The 15,516-nt window shown below is 67.2% G+C and carries 13 protein-coding genes; 10 read left to right on the forward strand and 3 right to left on the reverse strand.

Going from position 1 to position 15,516, the window contains the following annotated elements; genetic code table 11:
* Window positions 1–77: 77 nt before the first annotated feature.
* Genes G6N77_RS08765 through G6N77_RS08775 form a run of 3 tightly spaced genes read left to right on the forward strand, consistent with a single transcriptional unit; the run spans window position 78 to window position 1,886 of the window.
* A complete protein-coding gene (locus G6N77_RS08765; protein WP_165181650.1) occupies window positions 78–1,085 on the forward strand; it encodes an aldo/keto reductase in 1,008 nt (335 codons plus the stop codon).
* Window positions 1,086–1,110: 25 nt separating this feature from the next.
* The gene (locus G6N77_RS08770; RefSeq protein WP_165181651.1) at window positions 1,111–1,344 is read left to right on the forward strand and encodes a hypothetical protein; all 234 of its coding nucleotides are present in this window, start codon (window positions 1,111–1,113) and stop codon (window positions 1,342–1,344) included.
* A complete protein-coding gene (locus G6N77_RS08775) occupies window positions 1,344–1,886 on the forward strand; it encodes a HutD/Ves family protein (RefSeq protein WP_165181652.1) in 543 nt (180 codons plus the stop codon). The genes G6N77_RS08770 and G6N77_RS08775 overlap by 1 nt, the downstream gene beginning before the upstream one ends.
* 25 nt (window positions 1,887–1,911) lie before the next feature.
* On the opposite strand, the gene G6N77_RS08780 is transcribed toward G6N77_RS08775, so the two are convergent.
* Window positions 1,912–2,178 (reverse strand): hypothetical protein, encoded by a 267-nt coding sequence (locus tag G6N77_RS08780; protein ID WP_165181653.1) that lies wholly within the window; start codon window positions 2,176–2,178, stop codon window positions 1,912–1,914.
* Between the two features lie 63 nt (window positions 2,179–2,241).
* Between G6N77_RS08780 and G6N77_RS08785 the strand changes: the two genes are divergently transcribed.
* Window positions 2,242–3,387 (forward strand): cation:proton antiporter, encoded by a 1,146-nt coding sequence (locus G6N77_RS08785; protein ID WP_165181654.1) that lies wholly within the window; start codon window positions 2,242–2,244, stop codon window positions 3,385–3,387.
* A gap of 77 nt (window positions 3,388–3,464) precedes the next feature.
* On the opposite strand, the gene G6N77_RS08790 is transcribed toward G6N77_RS08785, so the two are convergent.
* Complete coding sequence (locus tag G6N77_RS08790; protein ID WP_165181655.1) at window positions 3,465–5,159, reverse strand: DEAD/DEAH box helicase; 1,695 nt, start codon at window positions 5,157–5,159, stop codon at window positions 3,465–3,467.
* A 331-nt stretch (window positions 5,160–5,490) separates the two neighbouring features.
* Window positions 5,491–6,501, reverse strand: coding sequence for an Lrp/AsnC family transcriptional regulator (locus tag G6N77_RS08795; protein ID WP_165181656.1), 1,011 nt, complete (start codon window positions 6,499–6,501; stop codon window positions 5,491–5,493).
* A 94-nt stretch (window positions 6,502–6,595) separates the two neighbouring features.
* On the opposite strand from G6N77_RS08795, the gene G6N77_RS08800 reads away from it, so the two are divergent.
* From G6N77_RS08800 to G6N77_RS08825, 6 genes are all read left to right on the forward strand, one after another.
* Window positions 6,596–7,840: a M20 metallopeptidase family protein gene (locus G6N77_RS08800; protein WP_165181657.1), complete on the forward strand. Its 1,245-nt coding sequence runs from the start codon at window positions 6,596–6,598 to the stop codon at window positions 7,838–7,840.
* 16 nt (window positions 7,841–7,856) lie between these two features.
* Window positions 7,857–9,203 (forward strand): MFS transporter, encoded by a 1,347-nt coding sequence (locus tag G6N77_RS08805; protein ID WP_165181658.1) that lies wholly within the window; start codon window positions 7,857–7,859, stop codon window positions 9,201–9,203.
* A gap of 87 nt (window positions 9,204–9,290) precedes the next feature.
* The gene (trmB, locus tag G6N77_RS08810) at window positions 9,291–10,184 is read left to right on the forward strand and encodes a tRNA (guanosine(46)-N7)-methyltransferase TrmB (protein ID WP_165181659.1); all 894 of its coding nucleotides are present in this window, start codon (window positions 9,291–9,293) and stop codon (window positions 10,182–10,184) included.
* Window positions 10,185–10,189: 5 nt separating this feature from the next.
* Window positions 10,190–10,789 carry a hypothetical protein gene (locus tag G6N77_RS08815; RefSeq protein ID WP_165181660.1) on the forward strand — a complete coding sequence of 200 codons (600 nt, stop codon included), beginning with the start codon at window positions 10,190–10,192 and terminating at the stop codon, window positions 10,787–10,789.
* 49 nt (window positions 10,790–10,838) lie between these two features.
* Entirely contained in the window at window positions 10,839–14,336 is a 3,498-nt protein-coding gene (locus G6N77_RS08820) for a DEAD/DEAH box helicase (protein WP_165181661.1), read from the forward strand.
* A gap of 161 nt (window positions 14,337–14,497) precedes the next feature.
* Window positions 14,498–15,487 carry a hypothetical protein gene (locus G6N77_RS08825; protein WP_165181662.1) on the forward strand — a complete coding sequence of 330 codons (990 nt, stop codon included), beginning with the start codon at window positions 14,498–14,500 and terminating at the stop codon, window positions 15,485–15,487.
* The last annotated feature ends 29 nt before the right edge of the window (window positions 15,488–15,516 follow it).

The following is a 15,516-nucleotide window of genomic DNA, read 5'->3' on the forward strand; positions in this document are numbered from 1 at the left end:
TTCCCCCGGTCAAAGACGGGGTGATCCGGATGACGGTGCCTACCCGCAGCTGCCCGGAGCGACGTAGCCTTGACCCCATGAACAGGATCCTGCTTGGAGACAATCTTGAAGTGAGTCCGCTGGGCTTTGGCGGCATGGCACTGACCCCCGTCTACGGCGCGGTGGACCCGGCGGAGGCCCTCCAAACCCTCCACCATGCCGTGGACGCGGGCGTGACCTTCATTGACACGGCCAACATCTACGGGGGCGGTTCCAATGAGGAGCTCATCGCCCAGCTGCTGAAGACCCGGCGGAACGAAGTCCAGCTGGCCACCAAGTTCGCGCTGGTGGGCAGCCCGGCCACGGGATATTCGGACATCCGCGGGGACGCCGCCCACGTCAGGGAAGCCATCGACGAATCCCTCCGCAGGCTCGGCACCGACTCCGTTGACCTGTACTACATGCACCGCCGCGACGTCCGCGTGCCCCTCGAGGAGACCGTTGGCGCCATGGCGGAACTGGTGGCGGCCGGCAAGGTCCGCCACCTGGGCCTGTCCGAGGTCACCGCGGAGGAGCTCCGCACGGCCCACGCCGTCCACCCCATTGCGGCAGTCCAAAGCGAATGGTCCATCTGGAGCCGCGACGTGGAGGCCCATGTGGTCCCCGCCGCGGCCGAACTCGGCGTTGGGCTGGTCCCCTATTCCCCGCTGGGCCGCGGCTTCCTCACCGGCACCATCCACGCGCAGGATTTGGGCCCGGGCGACTTCCGCCACAACATCCCCCGCTTCGCCGAGGGCGCGCTGGAGGCGAACCAGCAAATGGCCGACGCCGTTCGGCAGGTCGCGGGCGAACTCACCCGGGCGCTGGGCAGGGAAACAACGCCGGCGCAGGTGGCCCTGGCCTGGCTGTACGGGCAGGGCCGGGCCTTCGGGCTTGCCGTGGTGCCCATCCCTGGCACGCGGCGGGCCGAACGGATTGACGAAAACCTGGGCGCACTGGCCCTTGAGCTGAGCCCGGCGCAACGGGAGGTCCTCGGGAAGGCGGCAGACGCCGTCGTCGGTTTCCGCGCCCAAGACCCAAGCTGGGTTTCGCAGGGGCGTGAATAGGGGCGAAACCGCGTAAGCTGGGGCCATGCGCAACAAAGCCGATTGGCTGGACATCGTGGTGAGCTTCGCCAGTTTTGCGGCCATGATCATGGTCCTGTCCCTGGCCCGCTTTTCGCTGCCCCTGAAGATTTTCCTGGCGTTTGGCGTCTCGATTGCGATCACCAGCGGCTGGGCCTACTACAAGCGGAAAACACGCAAGCGCCGCTCCGACCCCAAGCGCCTGCACGTTTACAGCGTCAAGAACGTGGACGACAAGTAGTGGGGATCATTCGCTACGCGGCGTTGAAGGCTGCCCCGTGGGCCAATGGCGGCGGTGTCACCCGGCAGGTGGCTGCGGGCCCGGACCCCGCGAACTGGGACTGGCGCATCAGCATTGCCGAAGTGGCCAAGGCCGGGGCGTTTTCAGCGTTTCCCGGCATGGAGCGGATCATCACCATCATTGACGGCGAACTCATTGCCCTGACCGTGGACGGTGCCGAACGGGCCGTCGAAAAGTTCCGCCCGTTCCGCTTTTCCGGGGACTCCGACACCTCCGCCACCCTGCCCACGGGCGCGCTGAAGGACCTCAACCTCATCACCCGGCGCGGGGCCTTCGCGGGCCACGCCACCATCCTGGAACTGTCCAAGAAGCGCCCGCACCCCGTGTTTGCCGGCCAGTATGCCGTGCTGCTGCAGGGATCGGCCACCGTCTCGCCTGCCGATGAGGCGCTGGCCAGGTTTGACACCGTGGTGGGTTCCGATGACGCTCCGGAGATTTCCGGCCGCGGCTTCCTGGCCGTGCTGAGCATCGACCGGGCCTGACCTTCGCCCGAAGTGGTCCAGCGGGCTAGGGCGTGCCGTTCCGGTCCCACACAACGCGGATCTTGACGCCGCCGCGCGAGGTATGTTCCACGTGCGTCTTGATCTGGGACTGCGGCGCACCCATTTCGGCGATCTTGTGCTCATAGTCAGCCACCAGCACGGCCAGCGACTCATCGGTCCACTCGCCTTCGGGGACAAGGGTTGAAATCTCCACATCGTCTGACGCCATGGCCGTAGCTCCCGTCACTAGCTGCGCCAGCACCCCTTGCAGCGGGCTGGCCGTGAACTCCACGGTAAATCCTTCGGCGCAGCCGTGCAATAGGCTATGGACCACCATCACATTCCAGGAGGCGGCATGGGATTTCCGGGGTTGGCACTCATTTGCGTGGCCGCACTGCTGGGCCCGCTCCTGGCGCTTCCCCGCAAGTGGCACATCCCGGTGGTGATCGGCGAGCTGCTGGCGGGGATCATCGTCGGGCGCACCGGGCTGAACCTGGTGAATCCGGCCGAGCCCACCTTCACCTTCCTGGCCGACATGGGCTTTGCGCTCGTCATGTTCGTGGCGGGCAGCCACGTCCCCGTCCGCGACCGGCAAATCCGTGCGGCCCTGGGCAGCGGCGCCGTGCGCCTCCTGGCGGTGGCCGCAGTCGCAGCCGCGGCGGGCATCGGCCTGGCTGCCTTATTCGGCAACGGTCACGCACCCCTCTACATTGTCCTGCTGGCGTCTTCCTCCGCCGCCCTGGTGCTGCCGATTGTGGGCTCCCTGAAGCTCTCCGGCCCGCCCGTCCTGGCCATGACGGCGCAGGTGGCCATGGCAGACACTCTCGCCATCACCGCCCTGCCCCTGGCACTCAACCCGGCAACGGCCGGCCGTGCGGCGCTTGGTTCGGCAGCCGTGTTGGCGAGTGCCGCCGTCGTGCTTGTCATTTTGCGCCGGGCGGACCGGGAGGGGCTGCGGCGGCGCGTCCACAGGCTCTCCGAGAACCGCAAGTTCGCCCTGGAGCTCAGGATCCAGCTGGCCGTGCTGTTCGCGCTGGCCGGGCTGGCGGTCTGGAGCCATGTGTCGATCATGCTCGCCGGGTTCGCGTTCGGGCTGGCGGTTTCGGCGGTGGGCGAACCGCGGCGCCTGGCACACCAGCTCTTTGCCCTGACGGAGGGGTTTCTGGGGCCGCTGTTCTTCCTGTGGCTGGGCGCGTCCCTGGACCTGGGCGAGCTGGGCACACACCCGCAAATGCTCCTGCTGGGGCTGGCGCTTGGCGTGGGGGCCATCGGAGTGCATTCGGTGTCGCGGTTTTTCGGGCTGCCGCTGCCACTGGGCGTGCTGTCGGCATCACAGCTGGGCGTGCCGATTGCCGCCGCGACCATCGGGCTCCAACAAAACCTGCTGGCCCCGGGCGAACCCGCCGCGCTGGTCCTGGGGGCCCTGGTCACCATGGCTGCCGCCACCGTTGCCGGGGCGGTGCAGTCCCGGGCCGGCGCTGCGGCTGGCGCCAAGGGTTAGGCCGGCGCTGCGCAGCCGTTAACGCACGACGCCGGCACCCCAGTTGGGTGCCGGCGCGTTGCGTTAAGCGGTGGGGACTAGCGGCCGCGGCGCTGGTTCGACGCAGGGGCCGAGGCGCGGCGGGAGCCGCCGGCGCGGGCCGGGCGACCGGAGCCGCCGCCGTTGGCGTTGTAGCTGCCGCCGGAGGTGCCGCCCGTGTTGGAGGACCACACGGCTCCCGTGCCGGCAGCGCGGGATGCGCTGCGCGGGGCGTCGTTGCTGTGGGAGGAACCGCGGTGTGCGGAGCCCTGCGGGGCGCGGTTGCTGCGGGCCACATCGCCGTCACGGGCGGGGCGTCCCTCGCCGGCCGCGCGGGCCGGGCGCCCGGCGCCGCCAAAGCGGGCCGACTGCGGCTGGCCTTCACGGCGCTCCGAGCGGTTGCCTGCGGCAGGGGCGTCGGCGGAAACGCGTCCACGTCCGCCGCGGCCGCCACGGCCGCCGGCGGTGGGGGCTGCGCCCGAGCGGGCGCGCTTGCGCTGGGCGTTGGCACCCGTGGAGGTGCCGCCGCCTTCGGCCGGACGCTTGGCTGCCAGGAGGGCCGCGCGGGTGCGTGGGTCAATCTTGTCGGCAACGTCGCCCACCAGTGTGGCGATGACCGGCGAACTGGCGGTGACGCGCTCAAAGTTCACGTCCACGCCGGCTGCCCTCATGAGCTTCTTGACGTCGCCCTGCTGCTCGGGCAGCGTCAGGGTGACCACCACGCCGTCGGAGCCGGCACGGGCCGTGCGGCCGGAGCGGTGCAGGTACGCCTTGTGCTCCGTGGGCGGGTCAACGTGGATGACCAGTTCAATGTCGTCCACGTGCACGCCGCGGGCGGCAACGTCGGTGGCGACCAGGACGCGGACGCCGCCGGTGGAGAACTCGGCCAGGTTCCGGTCGCGGGCGTTCTGCGAGAGGTTTCCGTGCAGGTCGACGGCGGGGATGCCGGCGTCGGTCAGGGTCTTGGCCAGCTTGCGGGCGTGGTGCTTGGTGCGCATGAACAGGATGCGGCGCCCGGCACCCGAGGCCAGTTCCACGAGAACCTGCTTCTTGACGGTCTGGTCATTGACCACCAGCACGTGGTGCTCCATGGTGGAAACGGCGGCCTTGGCCTCGTCCACCGAGTGCGTGAGCTGGTTGGAGAGGTAGCGCTGGACAATCTTGTCCACACCGTTGTCCAGCGTGGCGGAGAACAGCATGCGCTGGCCCTGGGTGGGCGTGGTGTCCAGCAGGCGCTTGACGACGGGGAGGAAGCCGAGGTCGGCCATGTGGTCGGCCTCGTCCAGGACCGTGATCTCCACGCTTTCCAGCGAGACGACGCGCTGCTTCATCAGGTCTTCGAGGCGGCCCGGGCAGGCAATGACAATGTCGACGCCGGCGCGCAGCGCCTTTTCCTGACGGGCCTGGGAGACGCCGCCGTAGATGACGGTGGTGTTCAGGCCCATGGCCTTGGCCAGCGGCTCGATGGTGTTGTTCAGCTGGGTGGCCAGCTCGCGCGTGGGCGCCAGGACCAGGCCCAAGGGGCGGCCGGGCTTGCGGAAGTACGGGGCCTCGCGCTCGGCCAAACGGGCCACGAGCGGGATGGCGAAGGCAATGGTCTTGCCGGAGCCGGTGCGGCCGCGGCCCAAGACGTCCCGGCCGGCCAACGTGTCCGGAAGGGTCTTGACCTGGATGGGGAATGCTTCCTCAATGCCATTGGAGGCAAGCGAAGCAACAATTTCCTTGGGCGCGCCAAGGGCAGCAAAAGTTGTCATGTAAAGAGGGAATCCTTCTTAAGGCGGTTCAACGGCCCACGATCAGTTTTGACCACGGGTTCGCCGATTCAATGCCAGAGCGTGTCAACCGCGGATGCACGGTGCAAAACCAGTGCGGTGCAATTCAGTGCGGGACAAGTTGAATGCGTTCATCGACGCAGAATGCGCAAGATACGCATTAAGTATTCCCATAGTAGCAGTGGCACGACGCCGGATGGTCACCCAGGTGGGGCATCTCACCTTTTGTCACTTGGCAAGTGGAGCACCGCAGGCGGCCAATCGTGCGCCACTTGGCAAGTGGCGCGCCGCCAGGGTCCAATCGGGCTCCACTTCATGGGGTCACCGCCTCCAGCGCGGTGCCGTCCGGGCGCAGCGTCCAACCCACCCGCTTGGCGCAGGCCAGCATCACCACGCTTTCCTGCAATTCAATGCCGGGAATGTTTTGCGTCAGCGTCAGCTCCACGTCCATGATGTCGGCCACCGAGTGCAGCCACATGATGATGGTGAAGTTGCTTTGCCCCGTGGTTGATGCGATGAACCTCACATTGCGCAGCTGCCGAAGGGTTGACGCAGCGGTCTCGTGCTGACCTGCCGGCACCTTCGCGAACCATTGGCACGTGATGGGATAACCGGAGAGCGACTGGGCCATCTCGCACCGGAAGGACACAATGCCGGAAGCGACAACCTTGTTCAGCTGCCGCTGCACCGTGGCGGGTGCCCGGCCCAGTTCACGGGCCATCGCGGCCGCCGAGGCCCTGCCATCACGGGTCAGGAAGGGCAAGAGGTCAAGGTGGCTTTGGGGCAGGTGCACCGAAGTTCCCCGTGGTGCCCATGCGGCGCGGGACAGGACCTGCATTTGCTGCTGCTGGGCGCGGGAAAGCACATTCAGCCGCCACGAGCTGCCGTTGAAATGCTGCCTGGTGCAGAGGGAAACCTCGTAGCCAAGGACCCCGTCGATGGCACGGAGCGCCGGGACGACGTCTCCGCTGAGCTGGGCCATGGACTCGGTAATGACGGTCAGCCAGAGCGCCCTGCTGCTGGCCGTCTGTTCCAAGGTAATGATCTCCGGCACGGCGCACAGCGCTTCCACGGCCCCGGCCTGGCCCTCCATGGTGCAGTCCACCCCGATGAAGGACAGGGTGACCGCCTTCGGGTCTCCCATTCGGTGCGCCGTGACCCACACCGCCCCGGTCTCAGTCAGCCTGTCCCAGCGCGCCGCCGCACTGGTCGGGTGGACGCCCAGCACGGTGCCGACGTCGACCCACCCGGCGCGCGGCGCAATCTGAAGCGCATGGATGAGCGCAAGGTCTTCCTCGCTCAACGGTGCATGAAAATTCGTCATCGTCACAATTATTTGCATAATTTCAGGGATGTAGCCAACAGTGACGCACTTCACCACACACTTTTAACCACACCCAATCCTTACAGGAGTTTCCATGTCACTTGCTGCCGCAGACCTCACCGCGGACCTGGTCCGGTTCCGCCACGAGATGCACCAGGATCCCGAGATCGGCCTGGACCTGCCGCGTACCCAGGAACGCGTGCTCACGGCGCTCGAGGGCCTCGGCTACGAGATTTCGCTCGGCACCGACACCACCTCGGTCACGGCCGTGCTCCGCGGCGGCGCCCCGTCTTCCACGCCGGACTCCGCGGGCCAAAAGCCCGTGGTCCTGCTCCGTGCCGACATGGACGCACTGCCTGTCCAGGAACGCAGCGGTGTCGCCTACACCTCCCGCGTTGACGGCGCCATGCACGCCTGCGGCCACGATCTCCACACGGCCATGCTGACCGGCGCGGCCACCCTCCTGGCGGACCGGCGGGAGCAGCTGGCCGGCGACGTGGTCCTCATGTTCCAGCCCGGCGAGGAAGGGCACGACGGCGCGTCCGTCATGATCCGCGAGGGCGTCCTGGACGCCGCCGGCCGCCGCGTCGACGCCGCCTTCGGCATGCATGTCTTCTCCGGGCTCGCCCCGCACGGCCAGTTCGTCACCAAGCCCGGCGTCATGATGAGCGCCTCCGACGGCCTGGTGGTGACCGTGCTCGGTGCCGGCGGCCACGGCTCGGCCCCGCACATGGCCAAGGACCCGGTGGCCGTCATCACGGAAATCGTCACCGCGCTCCAGGTCATGGTCACCCGCCAGTTCGACATGTTCGACCCGGTGGTGCTCAGCGTGGGCCTCCTGCAGGCCGGCAGCAAGCGCAACGTCATCCCGGAGACCGCCCACTTCGAGGCCACCATCCGCACCTTCTCGGAGGCCTCCCGGGAGAAGATGCGCGTGGCGGCACCCCGGCTGGTCAGGCACATCGCCGCCGCGCACGGCGTGGACGTTGACGTGGACTACCAGACCGAATACCCGGTCAGCATTACCGACACCACCGAGACCGAACACGCCGAGGACATCATCTCCGGCATGTTCAACGCCGAGCGCCTCACCCGGCTGGCCACCCCCATCAGCGGCTCCGAGGACTTCTCCCATGTGATGGCCGCCGTTCCCGGCACCTTCATCGGCCTCGGCGCCGTTGCCCCCGGCACCGACCACACCACCACGGCGTTCAACCACTCCCCTTACGCCACGTTCGACGACGCCGTCCTCACCGACGGCGCCGCCCTCTACGCCGAGCTGGCCACCAGCCGCCTCGCTTCCCTTTCCGCCTCCCAGCCGGCCTTCGCCGCCAACTGACCTTCGAAGGTTTTCCATGAAGACAACAATTCATCCCCAGACCGGCCACGGATCCGTCCCCGGCACGTCGACCAAGCAGCGTCCCGTGTGGCGGACCCTGGTCGGCACCGGCATCGGCAACGCCGTCGAATGGTACGACTGGGCCGTCTACGCCACGTTCACCCCCTTCCTCGCGGGCGCACTGTTCAGCAAGGCCGACAAGACCTCCGCCGTGCTCGCCACCCTCGCCATCTTCGCGGTCGGCTTCGTCGCCCGGCCCTTCGGCGGCTTCCTGTTCGGCTGGATCGGTGACCGCATTGGGCGCAAGTCCTCCATGACGCTCGCCGTCGGACTGGCCTCGGTCGGCAGCCTGCTGATCGCCGTCGCCCCCGGCTACGCCCAGGTGGGCGCCCTGGCGTCGGCAACGCTGCTGGTGGCCCGTCTCCTGCAGGGGCTGGCCCACGGCGGCGAGCTGCCGTCGTCACAGACATACCTGTCCGAGATGGCACCCAAGGAAAAGCGGGGGCTGTGGGCCACCTTGATCTACACCTCCGGCACCGCCGGCATCCTCTTCGGCACGCTGCTGGGCGCCACCATGACGCTGGTCCTGCCCAAGGTGGACATGCAGGCCTGGGGTTGGCGCGTCCCGTTTGCCGTCGGCGCCGCACTGGGCCTGTACGCGCTGTACATGCGCTCCCGGCTGCATGAATCCGAGGTCTTCACCGGCGAGGACGCCAAGGCCAAGCGCGCCCCGATCTGGCCGCAGATTGTCCGCCACCGCAGGCAGGCCCTGCAGGTGATCGGCCTGACCGTCGGCCTGACCGTCGTCTACTACATCTGGGGCGTGGTGGCGCCCAGCCATGCGGCCACCGACCTTGGCATGGACCGGGGCGCAGCCTTGTGGGCCAGCGTCATCGGCAACGTCGTGTTCATCGCCGCCCTGCCGTTCTGGGGGAGGCTGTCGGACCGGATCGGCCGCAAGAAGGTGCTGTTGACAGGCGCCATTGGCTCCGCCGTCCTGCACTTTCCCATGACCTGGCTGCTCAAGGACCAGCCGTGGGAGCTGGCCGTGAGCATGTCCGTCATGCTCATCTTCATCGCAGGCAGCGCCTCCATCGTCCCGGCCGTTTATGCCGAGCTGTTCCCCACCAGCATCCGCACGGTGGGCGTGGGCGTCCCCTATTCAATCTGCGTGGCCGTATTTGGCGGCACCGCCCCGTACCTGCAGTCCTGGCTGGGATCCATCCACCTGGGCGTGCTGTTCAGCGTCTATGCTGTGGTGCTGCTGCTGGTGAGTGCGGCCGTCATCTTCACCATCCCTGAGACCATGGGCAAGGACCTGGCGGGGGCGGCGGACTTTTCTGTGGGGCAAAACCAGGGCTGAGTTGTGCCCCGGGTGCACTGGGGGCACAACTCAAGTCGAGTTTCGCCCCACAGAAAAGTGCACCAAGCCCCGGTACCCTTAACACTGATGACTGAACACCCAGCCCCAGATTCCCCGCAGGCAGACAAGGCGCCCCGCACGCAGGACGGCACCGCCCGCCCCATCACGCCCGGCAGCCAGGCCGCCCAAGGCACCTACCGTGCGCAGCCGGTCTCTTTTGTCCGCCGCGGGACCCGCCTGCAGGGGCGCCGGCAAAAGGCGTGGGACGACCACTCGGCCACCCTCGCCGTGGACATCCCCCGGCACATTTCGGACACCTCGGTGCACCCGGATTACGTGTTTGACGCGGCAGCCGAGTTTGGCCGGGAGGCGCCCCTGGTGGTGGAGATCGGCTCCGGGCTGGGCGACGCCGTGGTGCATGCCGCCAAGGAAAACCCGGGGAAGGACTTCCTGGCCGTGGAGGTTTACACGCCCGGGCTGGCGCAGACCATCCAAAAAATCGTCTCGGCCGAACTGCGCAATGTGCGCGTGGTCCAGGCCAATGCGCCGGAAGTGCTGGGCACCATGCTGCCTGCCGGTTCGGTAAGCGAGGTGTGGGTGTTTTTCCCGGACCCGTGGCACAAGACAAAGCACAACAAGCGCCGCATGGTGAAGGACACCTTCGCCCCGCTCGTGGCCCGCGTGCTGGCACCAGGCGGCCTGTGGCGCCTGGCCACCGACTGGTCTGGCTATGCCGAGCAGATGCGCGCCGTGGGTGTGGCGTCGCCGGACTTTGACAACATGCACGACGGCGAACGCACCGGTTCCGCCAGCCCGCTCACCCAGGCGCGGCTCACCGGCGTCGACTGCGAACAAAGCGACGAGCCGGACACCGGGGGCGGCTGGGCCCCGCGCTTTGACGGGCGCATCCTCACCAGCTTTGAAAACAAGGCCCACAAGGCCGGGCGCGTGATCTTCGACCTCACCTTCCGGCGGAAGTAGTCACCGTGGCGGACGCTCCGCGGCCCGAGTTCAAGAGCTGGCACGAAATGCTGGACTGGATGTCCGGGCTGCTGCTGCGCCGGACCGGACACGACGTGCCGTGGTGGCTGGGCGCTGTCCGCAATGCCGGGCTGCCCACCGAGGCAGCCACACGCACGTGGCTGACGGAAAATGGCGTCGCCGGTTACGCCCAGAACCCCGTCATGTGGGAGCTGTTCGGCTTTCCGGACTTCTTCCTCAAGGACGCAGCAGAACTGCTGGAAGGCCAATACGCGGACAGATTGCAGCTGCGCCCCATTGCAGACGCCGTGATCGCCCTGGTGCTGGCGTGGGCCGAGGACGGCACCGGCCAGGCTACCGTGCAGCTGCGCAAAACGTACATCTCCCTCCTCACGCCGCGGCGGAAGTTTGCCCAGGTGACCCCCGTCAGCAAGTCAGCCGTGGACATTTTCCTCCGTCTGGACGAACCTGCGGGAGGACTGCTGGAGGCCGCCGCGGCCCGCCCCGACAACGCCTTCAGGCTCAAGATCCGCCTGCGCCAGGCTTCCGAGGTCGGCGCTGAGGTGGCTGACATCCTGCTGCGCGCGTACCGTGCCAACACCTGAGGAATCCAAAAGATGAAAGTGGTGCCCGGCACCGCCTAAGATTGATTGGATGTGGTCCACCGACCGGGCCGCACAAATCCGTAAGGAAGCAAGCTCTGTGACGTATCCCTCTGCCGGTTCGCTCTTGTTGACGCGGATCGCCGAGTTCACTGAAAAGTCCGTCGCCGCCGGACGTGCCTATGCCGAAGAAGGCCGCGTCCAGGACATCACGCTGGAACCGGCCACCGGCCTGCTCTCCGGAAAAGTCATGGGAAAGCAAAGCTACCGCTCCACCGCCAAGCTGGTCCGCGAGCACGACGGCGTGGTGGCGTGCCGGGTGGGCATCTGCAACTGCCCGGTGCGCCAAAATTGCAAGCACGTGGTGGCGCTGATTGCCGCCGCCGAACAGGACCCCAACTTCCAGGAATTCTTTGTCCCCGAGGAAGCCCCCAAGGAACCCACCTATCTGGAGACCCTGCTGGCCAACGCCAAGGGCAGCAAGGGTGCCAAGCCTCCCGCCGCGGGCCCGGCCGGCGGCGACGCGGCCGCCGACTGGGAATCCACCTTGTCCGATTTGCTGCCCCCCGCCGTTGCGGCGCCGTCGGCCGAGCTGCCGGAGCTGGGCCTGCAATTTGAGCTCCAGGTGCCGCCGCCGCGTTTCTCCTACCGGGGCCACGGCGGCAAGGTCCCCTCGGCCCCCATCCTGAATGTGCGCCCCGTGGTCATGGGCACGCGCGGCAAATGGGTGAAGACGGGCATCAGCTGGAACACCCTGGGCTACCTCAGCTACGGCCGTCAGCACGATCCCGTCCAGCTGGAGTGGCTGAGCGAGTTCCTGTCTTCCCACAGCCCGCGGCAGTACAGCCACAGCAATGCCTCCTCCTGGCTGGCCGTCAATGACTTTGCCGGGCGCAACCTGTGGCAGCTGCTGGCCGACGCCCGCCGGCACGGCATCTCCCTGGTCCAGTCCAGCACGGGGGACCCCGTCCGGATTTCCACGGATGACGCCACCGTGCAGCTCGATGTCACCCGCTCCGACACCGGCGGCCTGGACGTGGGCCCGCTCATTGAGGCGGCCGGCGTTCCCATCAGGGAAGCCATTGTCGGCACCATCGGCTCCCCTGTCCACGGGCTGTTTTTCAGCACCGAACCCGACACCCTGGTGAACGTGGGAAGCGGCACGTCGGGGCGCAACGCCGTGGTCCGCGGCACCATCACCCTGGCTCCCCTGGCCCCCAACACCTCCTCCCAGCTGCTGGATTTTGCCCTGCGCAAGGAGCTGGTCCACGTGCCGGCGGAGGGCGAGGAAAAGTTTCTTACCCAGTTCTACCCCCAGCTGAAGCAAACCGCCGCCGTGGTCTCCGCGGACCACTCCGTGGAGCTGCCCGCCTACGTGGAGCCGACGCTGTCGCTGCTGGCCGCCTACGGCGATGACCACACCCTGCGCCTTCATTGGGAATGGCACTACCAGGTGGGCAACCGCGTGAATTCGCGCCCGCTGTGGCCCGAAGCCGGTGAATCCGCCGTGCGTGACGCCGGGGCAGAGGCGCGCATTGTGGAGAGTGTGGGCCAGCCCTGGGAAGACGTGGCGCCCATGGGCGTGGCCGCCAACAATGCGTGGGGGGATCCGCGGCTGGCGGGCTCGGCCGTGCTGACCGGCCTGGACACCATGGTTTTCACGGAGACGGTCATGCCGCGGCTGCGCGAGCTGCCCGGCGTGAGCGTGGAGACCAGCGGGGACCCGGCCAGCTACCGCGAGGTGACTGAGGCGCCCATCGTGAAGATCTCCACACATGCCACGGATGAGCGCGACTGGTTTGACCTGGGCATCGTCATCACGGTGGAGGGCCAGTTCGTCTCCTTCGCCGCCGTCTTCTCGGCGCTGGCCGCCGGGCACAGCCGCATGCTGCTGCCCAGCGGTGCCTATTTTTCCCTGGACCGGCCCGAGCTGCACCAGCTGCGCGCGCTCATTGACGAGGCCCGCGGGCTCAATGACAACAAGGACGGCGAGCTGCGCATCAGCCGCTTCCAGGCCGGCCTCTGGGACGAGCTGGCCCAGCTGGGCATTGTGGATGAGCAGGCGGAGGCCTGGCGGAAATCCGTCAGCGGCCTGCTCGACGGCGGCCCCCTGGTCCCGCTGCCCACTCCCCCGTCGCTGAACGCCACACTGCGCCCCTACCAGCTGGACGGCTTCAACTGGCTGAACTTCCTGCACAGCCACGGCCTGGGCGGCGTGCTCGCCGATGACATGGGCCTGGGCAAGACGGTGCAGACGCTGGCGCTGATTGCCCAGGTCAAGGCCTCCGCCAGCCCGGACGACGGCGGCCACAAGCCGTTCCTGGTGGTGGCACCCACGTCCGTGGTGGGCAACTGGACCAGTGAAAGCATGAAGTTTGCGCCGGGCCTGAAAGTGGTCTCGGTGGGGGAAACGTTCGCCAAGAGCGGGCTGGATTCCGCTTCCTTCTTCGCCGGTGCTGATATTGTCATCACCTCCTATGCGCTGTTCCGGATCGACTTTGCCGAATACGGCATGCAGCCCTTTGCCGGGCTGATCCTGGACGAGGCCCAGTTCGTCAAGAACCACCAGTCCAAGGCCTACCAGTGCGCCCGCAAGCTGAAGGCGCCGTTCAAGCTGGCCGTGACGGGAACGCCGCTGGAAAACAACCTGATGGAACTGTGGACGCTGCTGTCCATCGTCGCCCCGGGCCTGTTTCCCAGCCCCAAGCGCTTTGCCGAGTTCTACCAGCGGCCCATTGAAAAGAACGGCAATTCCGAGCTGCTGGCCAAGCTGCGCTCACGCGTGAAGCCGTTGATGCTCCGGCGCACCAAGGAACAAGTCATCAAGGACCTGCCGGCCAAGCAGGAACAAATCCTGGAAGTGGAGCTGAACCCACGCCACCAAAAGGTCTACCAAACGCACCTGCAGCGTGAGCGGGCCAAGATCCTGGGCCTGCTGGAGGACGTCAACAAGCACCGCTTCACCATCTTCCAGTCCCTGACCCTGCTGCGCCAGCTCAGCCTGGACGTCTCCCTCGTGGACGAAGGCCTGGCCGGCGTCCGTTCATCCAAGCTTGACGTCCTGTTTGAGCAGCTCGAGGACGTGGTGAAGGAGGGCCACCGGGCGCTGATCTTCAGCCAGTTCACCGGCTTCCTGGGCAAGGTTCGCGACAGGCTCAAGGCGGAGGACATTCCGTTCACCTACCTGGACGGGTCCACCCGCAACCGCGCCGACGTCGTCAATGAATTCAAGAACGGGACGGCCCCGCTGTTCCTGATCAGCCTCAAGGCGGGCGGGTTCGGCCTGAACCTGACCGAAGCAGACTATGTGTTCATCCTGGACCCCTGGTGGAACCCGGCGTCGGAGGCCCAGGCCGTGGACCGCACGCACCGCATCGGGCAAAAGAAGAACGTCATGGTGTACCGGCTGGTGGCCAAGGACACCATCGAGGAAAAGGTCATGGCCCTGAAGGCCAAGAAGTCGCAGCTATTCTCCGACGTCATGAGCGGGGACTCGCTGGCCGGCGGCGCGCTGACCGCATCGGACCTGGCGGGCCTGTTCCGCGATTAGCGGGGCCAGCCCGGCGACGGCGTGCCATGCTGTCCGGGGCGGGTGAAATTTCACACGCCGTGGACAGTTTGGCACGCCGCCAGTTTTGCCCGCGGGCGGACTTATCCACAATCCGGCCGGAGGCTGTTGAAGTCACCACCTGGCGGGGCAAGGCTGGGGACATGGAAAAGTCGGAATTGGCCGAAAAAATTACCCGGGACTGGCCCGCCCGAGGCGAAATCGCCACCACGGCGGAGCTGGGCCGGGTGGGCCTGAGCCCACGGCTGTTGGCGTCGGCCGTCAGGCATTCGCTCCTGTTCCGGATCCGACACGGGGCGTACGTCAGAATGGGTGTCTGGCAGGAGAAATACCCGTCGGAAAAGGTCATGTTGCGCGTCACGGCCCATTTTCATGCCACCCATGGGCGCGCGCTCTACAGCCATGCCAGCGCGGCCAGGCTGCTGGGACTGTCCCTCTGGAACGTCGGGCCGGGCGTGCACATTACAACGCCGTCATCCGTCTCGGCAAAAAGTACTGTGCCGGGCGTCAAGGTGCACCGACGGCAATTGCCGGATTCAGCGCAAACCCGGATCAGCCACCACACGCTCGGTCCGGTCAGGACCACCACCTTGGAACAGACCATCGTTGACTGCGCCCGGACCGAGCCATTTGTCACGGCGGTCATTATCGGCGACTCCGGCCTGCACCGGGGAGCCAGCCTGGCCGTGATGCTTGAACTGCTCGACGCCATTCGCGGGCGGCGCGGGGTCCGGGCCGCCCGGAAAGTGCTGGCAGCCTTGGACAAAGGTTCCGAGTCCGCGGGAGAGACCCGGCTGCGGCTGATGGTCGCCGACATGGACATTCTGCAGCCCGAATACCAGGTCCACGTGCAGGCTGCGGGCAATAATTACCGGGTTGACGGCGCCTGGCGGGACATCAAGCTGGCCTTGGAATTCGATGGAAAGACCAAATACTTTGCCTTCCGGCCCACCAACGAGGCCCTCTACGAGGAGCGCCAACGCGAACGCGAGCTCATGGAGGACGGTTGGAGCTTTATCCGGGTGGAGTGGAAGGACCTGGCCGACGCCGAGTTGCTGCGCCGCCGAATCATGGCGGCCATGCTGAACGCGCGGAAGCGATTGGCCGCCGTACAGAGGGACGACCTCTGGTGACGGCGTGCCATGCTGTCCGGGGCGGGTGA

It is taken from the genome of Arthrobacter silviterrae, from assembly GCF_011045165.1.
Classification (GTDB): domain Bacteria; phylum Actinomycetota; class Actinomycetes; order Actinomycetales; family Micrococcaceae; genus Specibacter; species Specibacter silviterrae.